This is a genomic window from Pseudomonas brassicacearum subsp. brassicacearum (assembly GCF_008801605.1).
In the GTDB taxonomy this organism is placed as follows: Bacteria; Pseudomonadota; Gammaproteobacteria; order Pseudomonadales; family Pseudomonadaceae; genus Aquipseudomonas; species Aquipseudomonas brassicacearum.
Genome location: NZ_VZPJ01000001.1, coordinates 1,094,288 through 1,109,621 on the forward strand (window position 1 = coordinate 1,094,288; position 15,334 = coordinate 1,109,621).

Genomic DNA, 15,334 nt, shown 5'->3' on the forward strand with positions numbered 1-15,334 from the left:
TCACTTGCTTTGAACCTGCGCGCTGTTTTGGCATCGTATCTACCGATACCGCCCCGGCCTTTCAAACAGCCGTTTTCAGGTTGTTGCCGCTGGGGCCCGACGATACCCCTTCACGCCCTTGAGTGGCTGCCGGCCCTCGGGTAATGTCAACGGACCCATAGGACAGAGCACGCTCATGACTTCCAAGCTGGAACAACTCAAACAGTTCACCACCGTCGTGGCCGATACCGGCGACTTCGAGGCCATCGCCCGCGTCAAACCCGTGGACGCTACCACCAACCCTTCCCTGCTGCTCAAGGCCTCGGCCATTCAAGGTTATGCCGAGCAACTGAACGCCTGTGTGGCGGACTGCAAGGGCGATGTGGGCCTGGCCAGCGACCGTTTTGCCGTGGCGGTCGGGCAAGAAATTCTGAAAGTGATCCCAGGGCGTATTTCCACTGAAGTGGACGCGCGCCTGTCGTTCGACACCGAGGCCATGCTCAAGCGTGCCCATCGCCTGATCGATCTGTACGAAAAGGCCGGCATTGGCCGCGAGCGCGTGCTGATCAAGATCGCTTCCACCTGGGAAGGCATTCGCGCCGCCGAGCAACTGGAGCGTGAAGGCATCCAGTGCAACCTGACCTTGCTGTTCTCCTTCGCCCAGGCCGCCGCCTGCGCCGATGCCGGGGTGTTCCTGATTTCGCCGTTCGTGGGCCGTATCTACGACTGGTACAAGAAAGCCAATGGCAACGACTACACCGGCGCTGATGATCCGGGCGTGCAGTCGGTGACACGCATCTACAACTACTACAAGGCCAATGACTACAAGACCGTGGTCATGGGCGCGAGCTTCCGCAACCTCAACCAGATCGAGCAACTGGCCGGCTGCGACCGCCTGACCGTCAGCCCGGACCTGCTGGAAAAACTGGCCGCCGACGAAGGCAAGCTGGAGCGCAAGCTGGCGCCAGGGCAAGCCGGGGAGGCGCGCTTGATCCTCAATGAAGCGCAGTTCCGCTGGTTGTCCAACGAGGACGCCATGGCGACCGAGAAACTGGCCGAAGGCATTCGTCAGTTTGCCCGGGACCAGGAGAAGCTGGAGGCGTTGCTGCAAGCCAAGCTTTGAGCTGATTCACAAGGCATGCAAAAAGGGCGAACCTTGGTGGGTTCGCCCTTTTTTATGTGGCTTGTCCTGAGGGATGTGGCGGATCGATAAACGCTATCGCGAGCAAGCTCGCTCCCACAGGTGACTGCATTCCAATGTGGGAGCGAGCTTGCTCCGGGCGGCGTTCCGACGATGAGGCCGGTCAGCCTAAGCAAAATCCAGGGATCAAGGCCCTTCCAGCGCATTCACCAGGTCATGGAAGGCTTCACGATTGGAATCGTTGAGCCCCATCAGGATCTTGTGGGCTTCGAGCACCTTGACCCGCACTTCCTCTTCGGACTGGTCCTGGTCAGGCAGGTCGTCCAGGCATTCCGGGCACGGCACAGGGTCGCCCACGATGTTGAACACCTGGTCGAAGCCCATAGACTGCAGCAGACGGGTGATGTCGTTGTGGGTGGTGACGACAGTCGGCAGCAGGCCGACCTTCTGCCGCGACAGGATCGACAGTTTGGCCAGCAGGCCCAATGTGGTGCTGTCGATGCTGCGGGTTTCGGTCAGGTCGATCACGATGGCGTTGAAATTCAACGAAGTGAAGATCCGCTCAATAGTCGCATCCAGCGCCGAACACAGGGTCAGGCGCACTTCACCGACAAACTTCAGGACAAAGGTGCCGTCCTGCTCGGCGAACTGGATTCTACCGGTACTCATCAAAGGTTCCTGCTCAACACTAACAGGGCGATATCATCCGGCATCTCCCCTAGCGTGGCTAATCCAAACACTTGACGCAAGCCTTCCAGGCTGCCGCCCGCTGCGCTCACCCGTTCAGGCAAGGCCGCTTCTTTCTCTTTGAGTGTAGGTTCTGTCAAAAGGTCCAAAATGCCATCAGACATCAGCGTCAGGCTGAATGTCGGCGGCAATTCCAGTACGTGGTCTTCGTAGGTGGCCTCGTTGAACAGGCCCACCGGCAAACCACGCCCTTCCAGGTAACGCACACTGTCTGGCGTATACAACACAGGCAAAGGCAGGTGACCGCCGATGCTATAGGTCAACAAACCCGTCTCCTCGTCGATGACTCCACCGACCATTGTGACGTGTTTGCCCAGCTTACAACTGATCAGGCCTCGGTTGATATGCCCAAGGACTTCAGAAGGCTTGAACTCTGGCAGCGTGCCATTGCGCTTGGACTCGAACAACAGGCGCGTGGTCATGAACTTCAGCAGCACCGTGACGAATGCCGAAGAAGCACCATGGCCGGAAACGTCCGCCAGGTAGAACGCCACTCGCCGCTCGTCGACCCGGAAATAGTCCACGAAATCGCCCGACAGGTACAACGACGGGATGATCTGGTGGGCAAAACGGAAATCATCGACGGCCCAAGGGCTGACCGGCAGCATGTTCATCTGCACCTGGCGCCCGGCGTTCTGGTCTTCCTGCAACAGGTTCAGGCTGGCTTCCAGTTCGCGGTTGGCGGTTTCCAGCTTCTCGCGGTAACGCTGGTTTTCCACCAACAGACGCGAACGGTCCAAGGCCCGGCGCACCGAGTGCTCGAGCACCGCCAGGTCTTCAAGGGGCTTGATCAGGTAATCCGCCGCGCCCAGGCGCAACGCCTCGACCGCGTCGTTCATCACGCCCGCGCCCGAAACCACGATCACCGGGGTCTGCGAGGAAAGCTCGGTGACCTGGCGAATGAGTTCGAGTCCGCCCATCTGCGGCATGCGCAGGTCGCAGATGACCAGGTCGGGCTTGTCTTGCTCGAATACCTGAAGACCCTGTTGGCCATTGCTGGCCTGCAGGACGCTGAAACCACTGTCTTCCAAGTAGGCTGCGAGACTGGCTCGCACCACTTCGTCATCATCGATTATCAGCAGCGTGGCACTGGTTTTTGGCATGTGGGCAAACGGCGCCAGAATTAGGTTGGCGTAGCGGGCTGGGCCGTCTGGCCTTGCACGCACTACTGGATTCGCTTTCTAGCCTCTCTGTCGTACCGGTTTCAGGCCTTTGCCCTACACACAGCTACATCAGAGGTGCCCTTCTAAGGCGCAGACGGTACTCCCATCCGCGGGGCGTTTCAAGCTCAGGCAGATAGCCGCTTGCCGTCTTTATTTGTCAAAGTCCAGAGAGTTATAAGAACCGAGCGAAGCGTAACTCAATGGAAGGATCAAACCCGCTCAAACACGACGCCAAAGCACAGAAGGCGGCCTTTTGGGCCGCCTTCGTGGTTTTACTGGTCGGAATTAAAAATCGTCTTCGACCTGGCCGTCCTTGACCTTGAATTCGCGGTTTTGCAGGTAGGCGTTGCGGATGAAGACATACTTGTCGCCGCTCACCATCTTCTCGGCCGACAACAGGCTGGCGCGGGTGTCGACGACGTTCAGGCCTCGAATAGAGTTACGCACCGAGACGTTATCGATATAACGATACGGGGCCGTGTAGTCATCGACCAGCTTGGCCGGGGCGTCACGCAGGGTGCTTGGCCCCAGCAGCGGCAGCATCACATACGGCCCGCTGCCCAGCCCCCAGTAGCCCAGGGTCTGGCCAAAATCTTCATCGCTGCGCTGCAGGCCCATCTGGGTGCCCACATCGAAGAAGCCCAGCAGGCCGAAGGTGGTGTTGAAGATCAACCGGGCAGTGTCGACCCCGGCCGCGGCCGGCTTGGCCTGCAGCACGTTGTTGGCCAGGTTGCCCACGTCACCGATGTTGCGGAACATGTTGTGGACGCCGTCTTCGAGGAACTGCGGCGTCACGTATTGATAACCCTGGGCCAGTGGCTTGAGCGCATAGGTATCAATGGTGTCGTTGAAGGTAAAGATCGGACGGTTGATGCTTTCCCAAGGATCTTCTTCCGTGGCGGCCTGGGCAGCGAACGGAACCAGCACTACGCTGGCAGACAAACACAGCTGAGCTAGACGATGGCTCCAGCGCATAGGGGAAAACTCCTTGGATTAATCAGGCAAGGGCGCCGAGCCCAGGCGGTAAGGTGGCTAGTATAAGACGGAACGCGTGGATAGGCAGCACCGAAAAAACAAGTAGGCCGTAGGACGTTTCCACGACTGGCACCCTTCACTTCACTGTCACCGGACTGTCATCGAGGCCCTTTAGGCTGCTGGTTATTTCAAGGACGTTCCCATGCCCCGCCCCGAAGCCCTGCCCCTCCCCGCCCCCAGCCTGACCGCGGTACTGTTTGGCCTGAGCGGATGTCTGGTGGACTTCGGCGCGCGCATCCGTCAGCCAGGGGCAGCGCCGGATGAGCATGCACAGCCAACACTTGGCGCCCTGGAGAGCTTGCACCACTTGCAGCTCCAGGAAATCCCCTGCGCCTGGCTCGACGAATTGCCACCTGCCGTCAGCCATGCCCTGGCGGCTTCATTGCCGACATGGATCGAACCGCCGCAACTTCCTGCAACAAATAATCCTTGGCCGGCGCCACATGCCTGCTGGCAGGCGCTGATGGCGTTGAACGTCCAGCAATTGGACGGTTGCGTGTTGGTCAGTGGCGAACCCCGGTTGTTGCAGTCAGGGCTCAACGCCGGTTTGTGGACCATCGGCCTGGCGTCCTGCGGCTCGCTGTGTGGCCTGACGCCTGGCGAATGGCAGGCGCTGAGCCAACAGGAACGGGAAACCAAGCGCGCCAAGGCCACCGTGCAATTGTTCGGCCTGGGGGTGCATTCGGTGATCGATCACCTGGGCGAACTCGACACCTGCCTGGCGGACATCAGCCTGCGCCGACTCAAAGGCGAGAAGCCATGACCGGGATCATGCAGGGAACACGAGGGTAGATTACTCTTAAGGTAGGCCATGGACTTTTGACCCGGCGTCGCGGTCCATGGCAGTGCCTATCAATAAAGGGAGTACGCCAATGCCTGCCCGCGAATTGCAAGAACAGCTCAACAAACTGCGCGAGCAATTGGACCAGAATCCACCGCTTTCCGAAATCGAGCGCGATGACCTGCACGCGCTGATGCAAAAGATCGAACTTGAGCTTGAGTTGGAAACCAAAGCACCGGACAACAACCTCGCCGACAATGTGAACCTGGCTGTCGAGCGCTTCGAGGTGGAACACCCTACCCTTGCCGGGACCTTGCGCAACATCGTGCAAGCCTTGGGCAATATGGGGATCTGAACCCTTTAAATGCAAAAAGCCCTGCTATCGCTAGCGGGGCTTTTTAGTTTCACGACCTGCAATGCAATCCCTGTGGGAGCGAGCTTGCTCGCGATAGTCGGTGTGTCAGCTGACATCAATGTCGAATGTACCGGACTCATCGCGAGCAAGCTCGCTCCCACAAGAGCTCACTTTCACAAGGAACGTTTATTGGCGGACCAGGCGATGGTTTGGCAGTTGAACGTCTTCAGTACTGCGATACGGGTTGATATCCAACCCGCCCCGACGCACATACCGCGCGTACACCGTCAATTTCTCTGGCTTGAGCAAGCGCTGCAGGTCGAGAAAGATCCGCTCCACGCATTGCTCATGGAAATCCGAATGCTGGCGGAAGCTGACGATGTAGGCCAGCAGGCTGGCCGGGTCCAGGGCCGCGCCGCGATATTCCACCGCTACGCTGCCCCAGTCTGGCTGGCTGGTCACCGGACAGTTGGACTTGAGCAGATGGCTGTGCAGGCTTTGCTCGACGATGCGCGAAGCATCGCAACGCAGCAGCTCCGGACGCGGGTGCGCGTAAGAGTCGACGCTGATGTCCAGATCATCGATGCACGTACCGGGCAATGCCACGATGCCTTCACGCTCCACATCCTTGAGGCTGCGGATCCGCACGCCCACTGCTTTGCCGGCAGCCGCCGACAGGTCCTGGCGCAGGGTCGCTTCCAGGCTCGCGGTATCGGCAAACGGGGTCTGGTTCAAGGAGTTGAGGTACAGCTTGAAGGATTTGGATTCGATGATATTCGGCGAATCCGCCGGGATCGCGAATTCACAGATGGCCACCACCGGCTTGCCGGACGGCAACAGCCAGGACAGCTCGAAACAGTTCCAGAAATCCACGCCTTTGTACGGCAGGGTCTCGGCCGTCAGGCCCAGTTCCGCCCATTTCGCCGTGCGCGGGATCGGGAACAGCAGTGACGGCGTGTACGTGGCGATGTATTCGCTGGATTTGCCCAGCGGCGAATGTTCGGCTGCGGGATGCATGACGGAAACCTGACTGAAGAATCAGCCGATTCTATCAGCCTTTGCCGCAGCCTTTGAGTGCTTACTGACTGACTGTCAGGTCGCCCTTCATCCCGGCCTGGTAATGACCGGGGACGTTGCAGGCAAATTCCAGCCGTGTAGCCTTGCCAAAAGCCCAGGTCAGCTCGGCGGACTTGCCCGGCTCAACCAGCACGCTGTTAGCGTCGTCGTGGCCCATCATGCCGTCTTTGCCACCGTGCTCCATCGAGGCCGGATTCATCGAAGCATGGTCCATTCCCGGCTTCATCCCGGTTGGCGTCAACATGCCGCTCTGTTGCATCTTGAGCATTTCCTGCTGGTGCTGGGCATGCATCGCGGCGTTACCGAGGTTGAATTCGTGCAACAACTGGCCTTTATTGATCAGTACGAACCGCACCGTCTCGCCTGCCTTGATATCCAGCGCACCGGGATTGAACGACATGTCGCCCATCACCACCTCGATGGTGCGACTGGCCTTGGCCGCCGGTGCGGGCTGGCCGAAATTAAAGTGCGCACCGGGCGATGCCCACAACGAGGTACTCAATACCAACGCAGAGGCGGCCAGGATCAGACGGTTTACCATCAACATGTTCATACTCCGACAAGGTAAGGTTCAACTTGCCCAAGACTCTAGATCGGTGCGGCTGCCAATTGACTGACAGTTGCATTACAACTCTGTCAGGTTGTGCCACGACCCCGGCCGCCGCGGTATAACGCCCACGTTCAAACCATGCCCTGAGCTGCCCATGAAACTGCTGATCGTCGAAGACCAAACCAAAACCGGCCAATACCTGCGCCAGGGCCTGGGCGAAGCCGGGTTCAACGCCGATCTGGTGGCCGATGGCATCACCGGCCAGCAACTGGCCTTGAGCGGTGAATACGCCTTGCTGATCCTCGACGTGATGTTGCCCGGCCGCGATGGTTGGCAGATCCTGCAAGCCGTCCGTGGCGCCGGGCTGGATACACCGGTGCTGTTTCTCACCGCGCGGGATGCGGTACAGGATCGGGTACACGGCCTGGAGCTGGGCGCCGATGATTACCTGGTCAAGCCCTTTGCTTTTTCCGAGTTGCTGGCACGGGTGCGCAGCCTGTTGCGTCGAGGCAGTTCGACACAGCAGGAAACCAGCCTGCAACTGGCCGACTTGCGCCTGGACCTGATCCGCCGTCGCGTCGAACGCAGCGGTCGGCGCATCGACCTCACCGCCAAGGAATTCGCCTTGCTGGAAATGCTTCTGCGCCGCCAGGGCGAAGTGCTGCCCAAATCGCTGATCGCGTCCCAGGTCTGGGACATGAATTTCGACAGCGACACCAACGTCATCGAAGTCGCGATACGACGCCTGCGAATCAAGATTGACGATGACTTCCCCAGCAAACTGATCCATACCGTGCGGGGCATGGGCTATGTGCTTGAAGAGCGCAGCCTGTGAGGCGGTGGTCACTGAGCAGCCGCCTGGCGCTGCTGTTCGCCGCCTGCACTGCCGTGGTGTCATTGTTTGCCGGGGTGTTGTTCAGCCGTGGCAGCGAGGCGCATTTCATCGAGCTGGACCAGCAACTGCTCGAAGGCAAGCTGATCGGCCTGCGCCGGGCCCTGCAAGATCTCGACGCCGAGCAGACCCAGGCCCGCCTGGAGGATGAACTGAGCCGTCAGGCCGACCTGGCGCTGCGCATCAAGGGCAGCGATGGTGTGCGCTGGTACGACAGCTCGATCCGGATTCCCGCTCAATTGCCAGAGCGGCCCGGCCTGTCGACCCTCAACGATGCCGACACCGATTACCGGGTGTTGAATGCGCCGTTGTATCCCGATCGAGCCGACTCGCCGCAACTGACCCTGCTGCTGGACATCACCCATCACCAGCACTTCCTGCAACGCATGCAGCGCTTGATCTGGCTGACCGTCGGTCTCTCGGCCCTGGCCACTGCCTTGCTCGGCGCCTGGGCCGCCCGACGGGCCTTGCGCCCCTTGCGGCGCATGGGCGCCATTGCCGGCAGTGTCTCGGCCCGCTCACTCAACGCCCGACTGCCGGAGGAGCAAATGCCCGCCGAACTGGCGGAATTGGCCCACAGCATCAACGCCATGCTCGGACGCCTCGACGATGCGTTTCAGCGACTCTCTGCGTTCTCTGCCGACATTGCCCATGAATTGCGCACGCCGCTGTCGAACCTGCTGACCCACACCCAGGTCACCCTCACCCGCGAACGCCCCCTGGAGGATTACCGCGAGGCGTTGCACAGCAATCTCGAAGAACTGCAATGGATGGCGCAACTGGTCAACGACATGCTGTACCTGGCCAAGGCCGACCACGGCCTGCTGGCGCTCAATCGCGAACCGCTGCAATTGGCCGAGGAAGTGGACGTGCTGCTGGACTTCTTCGCGCCGCTGGCCGAAGACACCAACGTACGCCTGAGCCGCGAGGGCGATGGCCGCATCGAGGGTGACCGCAACATGTTGCGCCGGGCGCTTTCCAACCTGCTGGACAACGCGCTGCGCTTCACCCCCGCTGACGGCGAAGTACGGGTGCGAATTGTCGATGAGGCTCAAGGGGTGAACATCAGCGTGGAAAACAGTGGCGAGGGGATTGCAGCGGACTTGCTGCCGCGCCTGTTCGACCGCTTCTACCGCGCCGACCCAGCCCGCCAGGAGGGCAGCAGCGAACACGCGGGGCTCGGACTGGCCATCACCCGCTCGATCATCCGCGCCCATGGCGGACAGATCCGCTGTGAATCGGCCGATGGCTGGACGCGGTTCCTGATCGAATTACCGAAGGGAGATTAAGCCCGACGCCCCCCCTGTGGCGAAGGAACATATCTGTGGGAGCAAGGCTTGCCCGCGATGCCGGTGCCTTGTTTCTCCCGCAGACCGCGTCGTCTGCATCGCGGGCAAGCCTTGCTCCCACAGCGGAATCTTCAGCAAGCCCTTCTGCCACGGAGGTCTGTGTCGTTTCAGGAATACCTCAACGCCTGCGCCGGTTCGATCTTCGCCGCACGCCACGCCGGGTACACGGTGGCAAGGAAGCTCAGAATGAACCCGGCCGAGCAGATCAGCAGTACATCACCGCGCTGCAGCTCCGACGGCAGGTTGCTGACGAAATACACATCGGAACTGAAGATGTGCTGGCCACTGACCCGTTCCAGCCAGCCCACCAGCGCACTGACGTTCAGCGCCGCGATCACCCCCAGCACGCCGCCAATCAGCGTACCGACAACGCCAATCACCGTGCCCTGGACCATGAAGATCGCCATGATCTGCCGCGGCGTGGCGCCGATGGTGCGCAGGATCGCGATGTCCGCGCCTTTGTCGTTCACCACCATGATCAGGGTGGCGATGATATTGAACGCCGCCACCGCGACGATCATCAGCAGCAGCAAGCCGATCATGGTTTTTTCCATTTTCATGGCACTGAACAGGCTGCCCTGGGTGTGGGTCCAGTCGTCGGCCTTGTAGGCCGCGCCAAGACCGGTAGCAATGTCACCGGAGACCTTCGGCGCTGCGTACAAGTCCTTCACCGCCAGACGCACGCTTTGCACCTGGTTCGGCTGCCAATGCTGCATCTGTGCGGCATCGGCCAGGTGGATCAGCGCCATGGAGCCGTCCAGCTCGGCGCCCACCTTGAACACACCCACCACATTCAAACGCTGCATCCGTGGGGTGATGCCGCCGGGGGCCGTGCTGACTTCCGGCACGATCAGGGTGATTTTGTCGCCGACATTCAGACGAAAACGCCGGGCGGTGATTTCGCCGATCACCACGCCAAACTCGCCCGGCTTCAAGGCATCGAGACGCCCCTGGACGATATGCTGGGCGACGATGGACACCTTGCCTTCCTGGGCCGGGTCGACGCCGCTGATCTGGATCGGCTGCATCGAGCCCTTATGGCTCAGCATCCCTTCCATCTCGGTAAACGGCACGGCGGCAGTCACTTCAGGGTTTTTCAACGCCGCGGCGGCCACCGGCTGCCAATCGTCGATCGGATTGACGCCGACGATAGTGGCGTGGGGCACCATGCCGAGGATGCGCGAGCTCATTTCGCGCTGGAAGCCGTTCATCACCGACAACACCACGATCATCGCCAGCACACCCAGGGCGAGGCCGATCATCGAGGTCATGGAGATGAACGAAACAAAGCGATTGCGGCGCTTGGCGCGGGTATAGCGCGTGCCGATAAAGATCGATAACGGTCTGAACATTCGCGGGGCACCGTATAAAAATAAAAGACCCGGCGTGTGTAGCAAACGCCGGGTTTCGGTCGGTCAGATGGGCGTCAGGCAACCTTCCTGCAAGTGCAGGACGCGGTCCATCTGCCGGGCCAGGTTCATGTCGTGGGTCACCACCAGGAACGCGGTGCGCATCGACGTGCTGAGCTCCAGCATCAAATCCTGGATGCCTTGGGCGGTGTGGGAGTCGAGGTTGCCGGTCGGCTCATCAAGCATCACCAGGCCAGGCTTGTTGACCAGGGCCCGGGCAATCGCCACGCGCTGGCGCTCACCACCGGACAATTCGGCCGGCTTGTGCTCCAGGCGATGCCCCAGCCCTACCCGCTCCAGCAACGCCGTGGCACGCTGGCGGGCCTCAGGAATCGCCGTGCGACCGATCAACAGCGGCATGCAGACGTTTTCCAGCGCGGTGAACTCGGGCAGCAAATGGTGGAACTGGTAGACGAAACCCAGGGAACGGTTACGCAACAGGCCACGGGCCTTCTCGTTCAGTGCCGAAAGTTCTTCGCCAGCCAGCCAGACACTGCCGGCGGTCGGCGTATCCAGGCCGCCCAGCAGGTTGAGCAAGGTACTTTTGCCCGACCCGGAGGTGCCGACAATCGCCACGCGCTCGCCAGGATGCAACTCCAGTTGCAGGCCCGACAACACCACCACCGACTCCGGACCTTCCTCGTAGGATTTGCCCAGGTTGCGGCAGCTCAAGATTGCTTTTTCACTCATGCCCGACTCACTCATAACGTAACGCCTCCGCAGGCTGGGTGCGCGCGGCACGCCAGGCAGGATACAGGGTGGCGAGGAAACTCAGGACCAACGCGGCGCCGCAGACCATCAACACGTCATCGGCCTGCAATTGCGATGGCAGGTAGTCGATGAAGTACACGTCGGCGTTGAGAAACTTGTGCCCGATCAGGCCTTCGAGGGCGGCAATCGCGGCACTGACGTTCAGCGCGGCGAACATCCCGACCAGAGCGCCGACGAACGTACCGATCACGCCGATGACCGTGCCCTGGACCATGAAGATCCGCATGATCTGCCCCGGCGTGGCACCGAGGGTGCGCAGGATGGCGATGTCGCCCTTCTTGTCGTTCACCACCATCACCAGCGTGGAGATGATGTTGAACGCCGCCACGGCGACGATCAGCAACAGCAGCAGGCCGATCATGGCTTTTTCCATGCGGATCGCCTGGTACAGGTTGCCGTGGGTACGGGTCCAGTCCCGGGCGTAGTAACGGTCTTCGCCGAGCTGCTGGGCGATGGTCCACGCAACGCGCGGTGCCTGGAACAGATCGTCGAACTTCAGCCGCAGGCCCTGGACCTGGTCCGGCTTCCAGCGATGCAGGCGCGCCAGGTCCTGGAGATTGGTGACGCCCAGGTAACCATCCAGCTCGCCGGCGCCGACATGGAAAATGCCGACCACGGTAAAGCGTTTCATGCGCGGGAACATGCCGCCCGGGGTCACGGTGACCTCCGGGGCGACGAAGGTCAGCTTGTCGCCGATGGCCACGCCGAGCTTGGCCGCGGCCTTGTCGCCGATGACGATGCCGAAACTGCCTGGCGCCAGGTCATCGAGTTTTCCCTGTTGCATGAAGTTGTCGATGATCGACACCTGCCGCTCGAGCCCAGGGTCGATGCCATTGAGCAAGACCTTGGACACCTTGCCGTCATTGGTCAGCAGCCCCTGCATCTGGGTGAACGGCGCAACGGCCAGCACCTGCGGGTTCTGCTTGACCTTGGCGGCCAGGCTCGGCCAATCGCTGATGGCTTCGCCGGATTCGAGGGTCGCGTGGGGCACCATGCCCAGCACGCGGGTGCGCATCTCATGGTCGAAGCCGTTCATCACCGAGAGCACGACGATCATCACGACCACGCCAAGGGCCAGCCCGATGATGGACGTCAGGGAAATGAACGATACGAAATGATTGCGACGCTTTGCACGGGTATAACGCGTGCCGATAAATACGAAGAGAGGTCTGAACATGTCGGGGCTTGTTCGGAGGGAAAAGGAACGTCCTTGTGGCGGGGGTCACAAACCAGCTTTACACTCAGACCACCGCCGCTACCATGGGTTCGCCATGTCGACATTAGATGAAGAAGATCGCCGCGAATACTACCGTATCGAGGACACGATCGCACTGGAAATTCGGCCCCTGTCCATTCCTGAAGCTGCTGATCAGGAAGTGTTGCAGGATGCTTCTCCACTGTTCAATCTGCTCAGTGAATTGCACCTGAGCGAATTCGAGTCACAGCACCTGCTGCGCCAGATCAGCGAGCGCGAACGCAGCATCGCGGCATACCTCAAGGCAATGAACAAACGCATCGACCTGCTCAGCCAGGTCATTGCCCTGACGGTGCTCGGCGAAATCGGCGAGCCGCAGCCGGTGATCATTTCCGAAGGCGGCATCGACTTCCAACACCCCACGCCGATCGCGGTCGGCACCCACCTGTCGATCAAACTGGTGCTGATGCCGCAAGCCCTCGGCTTGTTGCTGCGGGCACGGGTCACCCACTGCGACCCCAAGGGCGACGGCTTCGACGTCGGCACCGAGTTTGAACGCCCGACCGACGCCCAGCGCCAGTTGCTGGCCCGCTATATCCTGCAGAAACAGGCGCAAGAGCGTCGCCTGGCCCGGGAACAGAACGACTCAGGTATCAATAAGGAAGAACCGTGACCCTCATTTATGGCCACCGCGGCGCCAAGGGCGAAGCACCGGAAAACACCCTGACCGGCTTTCAGGAGTGCCTCAAGCACGGCGTACGCCGTTGCGAGCTGGACCTGCACCTTTCGATGGACGGCGAGTTGATGGTGATCCACGACCCGACCCTCAAGCGCACCACCGATCGCCGGGGCAAGGTGGTGGAGCATACCGCCGCCGAGCTGGTGACCTACGATGCGCGCAAGGGTGGCCCGGGCTGGATCAAGCCATGCCCGATCCCACGCTTGGAGGAGCTGTTCGAGAAGTGTGATTTCGAGCACTGGCAACTGGAGGTCAAGAGCGCCTCGCGCACCCGCGCCGCCGCCACGGTGCTGGGCATCCGCGAAATGGCCCAGCGTTTCGGGCTGCTGGACAAAATCACCATCACGTCCAGCTCCCGGGAAGTGCTCAAGGCAGCCTTGGACCTGACCCCGGACATCTCCCGCGGACTGGTGGCCGAATACGCCTGGCTCGACCCGTTGAAGGTCGCCCAGAGTTACGGCTGCGAGATTCTGGCGCTGAACTGGACCCTGTGCACGCCGGAACGCCTGATCAAGGCGCAGCGCCAGGGGCTGCATGTGTCGGTGTGGACCGTCAACGAGCCCGCGCTGATGCGCAGGCTCGCCGACTTTGGCGCTGACAGCCTGATTACAGACTTTCCCGGTTTGGCCACTGCCACCCTCGAGAATTGCTGAAATCGGTCTCCCCGGCCGGCTCAGGCCACCGGCCGGAGCCGCTCAAAAAAGCCGGTTGAGCCCGTCATAGGCCGCTACCCGATAGGCTTCGGCCATGGTCGGGTAGTTGAACGTGGTGTTGACGAAGTACTTCAACGTGTTCAATTCGCCCGGCTGGTTCATGATCGCCTGGCCGATATGCACGATCTCCGAGGCCTGGTAGCCGAAGCAGTGCACGCCCAGCACTTCCAGGGTCTCGCGGTGGAACAGGATCTTCAGCATGCCTTGCGGCTCGCCGGCGATCTGCGCCCGCGCCATGCTCTTGAAGAACGCTTTGCCCACTTCGTACGGCACCTTGGCCTGGGTCAGCTCCTGCTCGTTCTTGCCGATCGAGCTGATCTCCGGAATGGTGTAGATGCCGGTCGGTACGTCGTTGACGAAGCGCCAGCTGCCGTTGTCGACAATGCTGCCGGCGGCCGAACGGCCCTGGTCGTGAGCGGCACTGGCCAGGCTCGGCCAACCAATCACGTCACCGGCACCGTAGATGTTCGGCACGCACGTGCGGTAGTTCTCGTCGACTTCGATCTGGCCGCGGCTGTTGACCTTCACGCCGATGTTTTCCAGGCCCAGGGTGTCGGTGTTGCCGGTACGACCGTTGCACCAGAGCAAGGCATCGGCCTTGATCTTCTTGCCGGACTTGAGGTGCAGGATCACGCCATTGTCGACGCCTTCGACGCGGTCGTAGTCTTCGTTGTGGCGCACGGTGATGTTGTTGTTGCTGAAGTGATAGCTCAGGGCCTGGGAGATTTCCGAGTCCAGGAAGCTCAGCAACTGGCCGCGGTTATCCACCAGCTCCACCAGCACACCCAGGCCGCTGAAGATCGAGGCGTATTCGCAACCGATCACGCCAGCGCCGTAGACGATGAGCTTACGCGGGGTGTGACCCAGGCTCAGGATGGTGTCGCTATCGTAGATACGTGCATGGTTGAAATCGATGTCGGCCGGGCGATACGGGCGCGAACCGGTGGCGATGATGATGTGCTTGGCCACCAGCTTCTCGACCACGCCATTGCCGCAGACCACTTCAACCGTCTGCTCATCGGCAAAGCTGCCGGTGCCGAAGAACACATCAACGCGATTACGCGCGTAGTAGCCGGTGCGCGAGGCCACCTGCTTGGAGATCACCTTCTCGGCGCTCTTGAGCACGTCCGGGAAGGAGAACCAGCGCGGCTCGCCGATGGCCCGGAACATCGGGTTGGTGTTGAACTGCATGATCTGCCGGACCGAGTGACGCAAGGCCTTGGACGGGATGGTACCCAAGTGGGTGCAGTTGCCGCCGACCTGCCGACGGCTGTCGACCATCGCCACCTTGCGCCCTGCCTTGGCCGCGTTCATTGCCGCGCCTTCCCCCGCCGGGCCGGAGCCCAGTACCACCACGTCGTAGTTGTAGACAGCCATGCGTACTCCTCAGAACAGGCCGCTGTGCCTCACTTGGCACCGACGGCTAAATCATGCCGGC

Annotated in this window: 16 protein-coding genes; 7 read left to right on the plus strand and 9 right to left on the minus strand. The window is 61.1% G+C overall.

What is annotated here, in order from left to right; genetic code table 11:
- Positions 1-175 precede the first annotated feature (175 nt).
- Positions 176-1,102, plus strand: a complete 927-nt coding sequence (tal, locus tag F7R20_RS04945; RefSeq protein WP_003199698.1) for a transaldolase — start codon at positions 176-178, stop codon at positions 1,100-1,102.
- A gap of 204 nt (positions 1,103-1,306) precedes the next feature.
- On the opposite strand, the gene rssC is transcribed toward tal, so the two are convergent.
- The 3 genes from rssC to F7R20_RS04960 form a co-directional block, all read right to left on the minus strand.
- Complete coding sequence (gene rssC, locus F7R20_RS04950) at positions 1,307-1,789, minus strand: anti-sigma factor antagonist RssC (RefSeq protein WP_003199696.1); 483 nt, start codon at positions 1,787-1,789, stop codon at positions 1,307-1,309.
- Positions 1,789-2,970 carry a two-component system response regulator RssB gene (gene rssB / locus F7R20_RS04955; protein ID WP_003199694.1) on the minus strand — a complete coding sequence of 394 codons (1,182 nt, stop codon included), beginning with the start codon at positions 2,968-2,970 and terminating at the stop codon, positions 1,789-1,791. The genes rssC and rssB overlap by 1 nt, the downstream gene beginning before the upstream one ends.
- Positions 2,971-3,315: 345 nt before the next feature.
- Positions 3,316-4,005, minus strand: coding sequence for an MlaA family lipoprotein (locus F7R20_RS04960; protein WP_003199692.1), 690 nt, complete (start codon positions 4,003-4,005; stop codon positions 3,316-3,318).
- A 202-nt stretch (positions 4,006-4,207) separates the two neighbouring features.
- On the opposite strand from F7R20_RS04960, the gene F7R20_RS04965 reads away from it, so the two are divergent.
- Positions 4,208-4,828 carry a hypothetical protein gene (locus F7R20_RS04965; RefSeq protein ID WP_003199690.1) on the plus strand — a complete coding sequence of 207 codons (621 nt, stop codon included), beginning with the start codon at positions 4,208-4,210 and terminating at the stop codon, positions 4,826-4,828.
- 109 nt (positions 4,829-4,937) lie between these two features.
- Positions 4,938-5,201: a DUF4404 family protein gene (locus F7R20_RS04970; RefSeq protein WP_003199688.1), complete on the plus strand. Its 264-nt coding sequence runs from the start codon at positions 4,938-4,940 to the stop codon at positions 5,199-5,201.
- Positions 5,202-5,387: 186 nt separating this feature from the next.
- Here F7R20_RS04970 and queF read toward each other — a convergent pair whose 3' ends face one another.
- Positions 5,388-6,218 carry an NADPH-dependent 7-cyano-7-deazaguanine reductase QueF gene (queF, locus tag F7R20_RS04975; RefSeq protein WP_003199685.1) on the minus strand — a complete coding sequence of 277 codons (831 nt, stop codon included), beginning with the start codon at positions 6,216-6,218 and terminating at the stop codon, positions 5,388-5,390.
- Between the two features lie 61 nt (positions 6,219-6,279).
- Positions 6,280-6,825, minus strand: a complete 546-nt coding sequence (gene copI / locus F7R20_RS04980; protein ID WP_003199684.1) for a copper-resistant cuproprotein CopI — start codon at positions 6,823-6,825, stop codon at positions 6,280-6,282.
- Positions 6,826-6,982: 157 nt separating this feature from the next.
- On the opposite strand from copI, the gene F7R20_RS04985 reads away from it, so the two are divergent.
- Positions 6,983-7,663 (plus strand): heavy metal response regulator transcription factor, encoded by a 681-nt coding sequence (locus tag F7R20_RS04985; RefSeq protein ID WP_003199682.1) that lies wholly within the window; start codon positions 6,983-6,985, stop codon positions 7,661-7,663.
- On the plus strand, positions 7,660-9,009 hold the full coding sequence (locus F7R20_RS04990; protein WP_003199681.1) for a heavy metal sensor histidine kinase: 1,350 nt from the start codon (positions 7,660-7,662) through the stop codon (positions 9,007-9,009). The genes F7R20_RS04985 and F7R20_RS04990 overlap by 4 nt, the downstream gene beginning before the upstream one ends.
- 167 nt (positions 9,010-9,176) lie before the next feature.
- On the opposite strand, the gene F7R20_RS04995 is transcribed toward F7R20_RS04990, so the two are convergent.
- The 3 genes from F7R20_RS04995 to F7R20_RS05005 all read right to left on the minus strand — a co-directional run bounded on the left by F7R20_RS04995 (position 9,177) and on the right by F7R20_RS05005 (position 12,426).
- On the minus strand, positions 9,177-10,421 hold the full coding sequence (locus F7R20_RS04995; protein WP_003199679.1) for a lipoprotein-releasing ABC transporter permease subunit: 1,245 nt from the start codon (positions 10,419-10,421) through the stop codon (positions 9,177-9,179).
- A gap of 63 nt (positions 10,422-10,484) precedes the next feature.
- Positions 10,485-11,168, minus strand: coding sequence for a lipoprotein-releasing ABC transporter ATP-binding protein LolD (gene lolD, locus F7R20_RS05000; protein ID WP_162843734.1), 684 nt, complete (start codon positions 11,166-11,168; stop codon positions 10,485-10,487).
- Between the two features lie 7 nt (positions 11,169-11,175).
- Positions 11,176-12,426, minus strand: a complete 1,251-nt coding sequence (locus F7R20_RS05005; RefSeq protein ID WP_003199675.1) for a lipoprotein-releasing ABC transporter permease subunit — start codon at positions 12,424-12,426, stop codon at positions 11,176-11,178.
- 94 nt (positions 12,427-12,520) lie between these two features.
- On the opposite strand from F7R20_RS05005, the gene F7R20_RS05010 reads away from it, so the two are divergent.
- Complete coding sequence (locus tag F7R20_RS05010; protein ID WP_003199673.1) at positions 12,521-13,117, plus strand: PilZ domain-containing protein; 597 nt, start codon at positions 12,521-12,523, stop codon at positions 13,115-13,117.
- Positions 13,114-13,836, plus strand: a complete 723-nt coding sequence (locus F7R20_RS05015; protein WP_003199672.1) for a glycerophosphodiester phosphodiesterase — start codon at positions 13,114-13,116, stop codon at positions 13,834-13,836. Before F7R20_RS05010 ends, F7R20_RS05015 begins: the two co-directional genes overlap by 4 nt.
- A 42-nt stretch (positions 13,837-13,878) precedes the next feature.
- Here F7R20_RS05015 and sthA read toward each other — a convergent pair whose 3' ends face one another.
- Positions 13,879-15,273 carry a Si-specific NAD(P)(+) transhydrogenase gene (gene sthA / locus F7R20_RS05020; protein ID WP_003183399.1) on the minus strand — a complete coding sequence of 465 codons (1,395 nt, stop codon included), beginning with the start codon at positions 15,271-15,273 and terminating at the stop codon, positions 13,879-13,881.
- Between the last annotated feature and the right edge of the window lie 61 nt (positions 15,274-15,334).